The sequence below is a fragment of the Slackia sp. genome (assembly GCF_977041755.1).
The window spans coordinates 1-4,538 of the sequence record NZ_CDRRGL010000136.1 but is presented as its reverse complement, the minus strand read 5'-3'; the positions used below and the strand labels follow the sequence as shown (position 1 = coordinate 4,538).

Genomic DNA, 4,538 nt, shown 5'->3' with positions numbered 1-4,538 from the left:
AAGGTGATGGTGCCCGGCTCGCTTGCCATGATGGTTTCCACGATGTAGTTCACCGCGTGCTTCTGCTCGAGCGGGCGGGTTGGCACGGGCAGCTCGACGCCGTCCAGGCCGCTTTCGCCGTGAATCGAGGCAGCCACTTCCTGCGGGCGCACGATGGGGCGGTCGCATCCGGCGTACACGGCCACGTCGGTAGCGTGCGCCTTTTCGAGCACCGCGCGGGCGTTGTAAGTCACCTTTCGAGGCTTTGGTTGCCTCCGACGGTGGTCACGCCCAAAAGCTCGATTTCGGGGTTGCCCAGCGCGAGCAGGATGGCGACGGCGTCGTCGTGTCCTGGATCGCAATCCAGGATGATCTTCTTCGTCACGATTGCTCCTTTAAAAGAGGGGTTGCTTGCATGCCTTCGGCAAAGTATCAGAGATATTCGTCCAAAGGCATAACTTTGAAGTTTAACGCATTCGAAATGAATAGGACGCGAAAGTTGGAAGTATGTATACGATGCTGACATGATTCGCTGTTGCACCGTGTGGAAGTTGCTGAATGCCACCCGTTAAATGCTACGAGCATTTAGCAGGGGTCGTATATGTCGAAAAGGATAGGGGGGCGTTGCTAATGCACGAGGTTGACGAGGAAGCGCTGCGTGAACGATTGATGGACGAATGCGGAACTGTCATGTTCGGCGGTTTTCCGGCGGCGTTGCTGGACGTTGCAGATATCGAATCTGCTTCGGGCGACGAGCTGCTCGAAATAGCAGAACGCCTTGGGGTCGATTCTGAGGAATACTAAGCCTGCGAAAACCTGCTAAATGCTTGTAGCATTTAGCAGGTTGGGATGCGTGTTAAACGCTCGTAGCATTTAACAGGTTTCGAGCATGCGGCAGGTTTGTACTACGAGGATGCTTTCGCGCATGCGACAGGTGCGCCACGGCGGCGACGGCGACGACGGGCGATTTTGCGCTCCGCCCGTTAAATGCTTGTGTTAAATGCTACGAGCATTTAACAGGTGGCGGCGATTCCGCCTGGGCATTCCGTCCGCTCGTGGGGAACTGATGGGCGCGCGGCGGCGTTTGCGGGCGACCTGGTAGAATGGCTGAATTGAATTCGGTACAAAAGCTCGTCTGGCGCCGCTGCGTTGTGCGCGGAGCCAATCAAATATGAGCGCATCAAACAACGAACAGGAGTCCCGCATGGCGGAATTCATTTACACCATGTACAAGGCGCGCAAAGCGCACGGCGACAAGGTGATTCTCGACGACGTTACGCTGTCGTTTTATCCCGGCGCGAAAATCGGCGTGGTGGGCCCGAACGGCATGGGCAAATCCACGCTGCTGAAAATCATGGCCGGCCTTGAGGAAGTTTCGAACGGCGAGGCACGCCTGTCCCCGGGCTATTCCGTGGGCATTCTGCAGCAGGAGCCGCCGCTTGACGAGGACAAGACCGTTCTCGAAAACGTGCAAATGGCATTCGGCGACGTGCTCGCGAAAATCGACCGCTTCAACGCGATTTCCGCCGAGATGGCCGACCCCGATGCCGACTTCGACGCGCTTATGGAAGAAATGGGCAAGCTGCAAGAAGCCATCGACGCCGCCAACGGCTGGGACCTTGACAGCCAGCTGTCCCAGGCTATGGACGCGCTGCAGTGCCCCGACCCCGACATGCCGGTGAACGTGCTTTCCGGCGGCGAACGCCGTCGCGTGGCGCTGTGCCGCCTGCTGCTCGAGGCTCCCGACCTGCTGCTGCTCGATGAGCCCACTAACCACCTCGACGCCGAGTCGGTTCTGTGGCTCGAGCAGTTCCTGCATCGCTACCAGGGTGCCGTGCTCGCCGTGACGCACGACCGCTACTTCCTCGACAACGTCGCCGAGTGGATTTGCGAGGTCGACCGCGGCAGCTTGTACCCCTACAAGGGCAACTACTCCACGTACCTCGAAACCAAGGCCGCCCGTATGGCCGCCCAGGGCCAGCGCGACGCGAAACTTGCCAAGCGCATGCAGAACGAGCTCGAATGGGTGCGTTCGTCTCCGAAGGCTCGCCAGGCCAAGAACAAGGCCCGTCTGGAAAACTACGACCGCATGGTGGCCGAGGCTTCGCAAAGCAAGAAGGTCGACTTCACCGACATCCACATTCCCGTGGGCCCGCGCCTGGGCGCCGAGGTGCTCAACGTCGAGCATCTGCATAAGGAATTCGACGGCCGTGTGCTCATCGACGATTTGTCGTTCAGCCTGCCGCGCAACGGCATCGTGGGCGTTATTGGCCCCAACGGCGTGGGCAAGTCGACGCTGTTCAAGATGATCGTCGGCAAAGAACAGCCCACCTCGGGCGAGCTGAAGCTCGGCGAAACCGTGCAAATCTCGTACGTCGACCAGAACCGCGAGGGTATTGACGGCAACAAAACGTTGTGGGAAGTCGTGTCCGACGGCCTCGACTACATGCAGGTGGGCGAGACCGAGGTTCCGAGCCGCGCGTATGTGTCGGCATTCGGCTTCAAGGGATCTGACCAGCAGAAGCCCGCTGGCGTGCTTTCTGGCGGCGAGCGCAATCGCCTGAACCTGGCGCTTACGCTCAAGCAGGGCGGCAACTTGCTGTTGCTCGATGAGCCCACCAACGACCTCGACGTCGAAACACTCGAGAGTCTCGAAGAGGCGCTCATGGAATTCCCGGGCTGCGCGGTTGTCACGAGCCACGACCGCATGTTCCTCGACCGCATTGCCACGCATATTCTGGCGTGGGAAGGCACCGACGAGAACCCCGGCAACTGGTTCTGGTTTGAGGGCAACTTCGACAGCTACCAGAAGAACCGCGTTGAGCGCCTGGGCGAAGAGGCCGCCAAGCCGCACCGCATCCATCGCAAGCTCACCCGCGACTAAGCAACTCATTTTGAAGCGCCGCTCTTATGGGCGGCGCTTTTTGACGGAAAGGCGCATGCTCCATGTCTACAACCATTAAGGGCATCGTATCGGCGATGCGCGCATGGCACGATGGCTCGTGGGATGATATCTGCGATTGCTGCGGCATGTGCTGCTACGAGCGCGAGGTCGACGAATATGGCGACGTCGCCGTTGACCTTTCGGCGCCGTGCGAGTTCCTTAACGAATCCACGCGCCGCTGCAGCGTCTATGAAAACCGTTTTGACAAGTGCGAGCGTTGCTGCCGCCTTACCCCGCGCATCGCGCTTTTCGGTGACCACTTGCCGCCAAGCTGCGCCTATGTGCGCGCGTTTCGCCGATAGATGAGTGGCATCTTCGGCGCCGTTTTCGGAATCGTTTGATTAAGCGTGAAACTCTGTGTGTGGAATGCGTGCATCGCGTGCTATTTGGATTTCGTCGATAACGCACGCTGTGCCCATTGCGTACCACGCGTTTTCCCAACCTCCCTGTTTTGAAGCGCACTTTACAAGCGCCTCGATGTGCTTTGATACAATGAAGTCGTTCTGCAGATGCACGTCAAAGGGGCTTCCATGAGCAACGATCCCATCTCGACCGACGAAACGCAAATCACGCTTACGCTGCCCGAACGGGTGGGCATGGAGCAAATCGTGGGCCCTTCCGATTGCGTGTTGCGTGAGGTGAAGCGGGCGTTTTCCGCGCGCATCACGGTTCGAGGCGATACCATTGCGCTTTCGGGCGATGCCGCGGAAGTGCAAAGCCTCACGGCTCTGTTCAGCGATTTCATTAAAATGGCCGCCGCGGGAAGCGACCCGACGATCGATGACGCGCGTCGCGCCGTCGAACTTTTGCGGCAGGGCGAATTCGCGCCGAGCATTTTGCGCGAAGATATTCTGCTCACGTATCGCGGCCGTGCGATTCGTCCGAAAACCGCGGGCCAGAAGCGCTATGTCGATGCGATTCGCGAAAACACGGTAACGTTCGGCATTGGTCCTGCAGGCACGGGCAAAACCTATTTGGCAATGGCTATGGCGGTGGCCGCGCTCAAGCGCAAGGAAGTTAATCGCATCATTCTCACGCGCCCTGTGGTCGAGGCGGGCGAGAACCTGGGCTTTCTGCCAGGCACGCTTACCGAGAAAGTCGATCCCTACATTCGCCCGCTCTACGACGCGCTGTTTGATATGACCGATATGGAACGTGCTCGCGAACTCATCGAAGGCGGCGTTATTGAAATCGCGCCGCTCGCATTCATGCGAGGCCGCACGTTCAACGATAGCTTCATCATTCTCGACGAAGCGCAAAACACCACGCCTGAGCAAATGAAGATGTTCCTTACGCGTTTGGGCTTCAACTCGAAAATGGTTATCACGGGCGACGTGACCCAGGTCGATCTGCCGCACGGCTATTCCGGCCTCAAGGGTGTGCGCCGCATTCTTGAAGGCGTCGAAGACATCGCCTTTCGCGACCTTACCGGGCGCGACGTGGTGCGGCACAACCTTGTCGCACGAATCGTAGAAGCCTACGAAAGGGCCGCCGAAACTCGTTAGCCCTTCTTGCTCTGGCTTTATCGACTGAAAGCCGATGGCTCGCTGTGCGACAATTCGTCGAGAGCAGATACCTGAGTTCGCACGAACAGCCCACTGGGCTGTTCGGCTCA

4 protein-coding genes and 1 pseudogene are annotated in these 4,538 nt (G+C 58.8%); 4 read left to right on the top strand and 1 reads right to left on the bottom strand.

The genetic code is table 11. From position 1 onward, the window contains the following. Positions 1 to 505, bottom strand: a pseudogene (locus tag ACWI8T_RS08330) (nucleoside hydrolase); the annotation flags it as partial. A gap of 104 nt (positions 506 to 609) precedes the next feature. On the opposite strand from ACWI8T_RS08330, the gene ACWI8T_RS08325 reads away from it, so the two are divergent. From ACWI8T_RS08325 to ACWI8T_RS08310, 4 genes are all read left to right on the top strand, one after another. Then, entirely contained in the window at positions 610 to 783 is a 174-nt protein-coding gene (locus tag ACWI8T_RS08325; RefSeq protein ID WP_449138601.1) for a hypothetical protein, read from the top strand. 400 nt (positions 784 to 1,183) lie between these two features. Then, positions 1,184 to 2,863 (top strand): energy-dependent translational throttle protein EttA, encoded by a 1,680-nt coding sequence (gene ettA, locus ACWI8T_RS08320; RefSeq protein WP_114615469.1) that lies wholly within the window; start codon positions 1,184 to 1,186, stop codon positions 2,861 to 2,863. Positions 2,864 to 2,925: 62 nt separating this feature from the next. Further along, on the top strand, positions 2,926 to 3,225 hold the full coding sequence (locus ACWI8T_RS08315) for a hypothetical protein (protein ID WP_244595076.1): 300 nt from the start codon (positions 2,926 to 2,928) through the stop codon (positions 3,223 to 3,225). A 228-nt stretch (positions 3,226 to 3,453) separates the two neighbouring features. Beyond that, positions 3,454 to 4,428, top strand: coding sequence for a PhoH family protein (locus tag ACWI8T_RS08310; RefSeq protein ID WP_114615427.1), 975 nt, complete (start codon positions 3,454 to 3,456; stop codon positions 4,426 to 4,428). Positions 4,429 to 4,538: the final 110 nt, after the last annotated feature.

Excerpts from the sequence above, each read along its gene's own strand:
- ACWI8T_RS08325 (WP_449138601.1), top strand. The coding sequence starts at position 610 with ATGCACGAGGTTGACGAGGAAGCGCTGCGTGAACGATTGATGGACGAA.
- ettA (WP_114615469.1), top strand. The coding sequence starts at position 1,184 with ATGGCGGAATTCATTTACACCATGTACAAGGCGCGCAAAGCGCACGGC.
- ACWI8T_RS08315 (WP_244595076.1), top strand. The coding sequence starts at position 2,926 with ATGTCTACAACCATTAAGGGCATCGTATCGGCGATGCGCGCATGGCAC.
- ACWI8T_RS08310 (WP_114615427.1), top strand. The coding sequence starts at position 3,454 with ATGAGCAACGATCCCATCTCGACCGACGAAACGCAAATCACGCTTACG.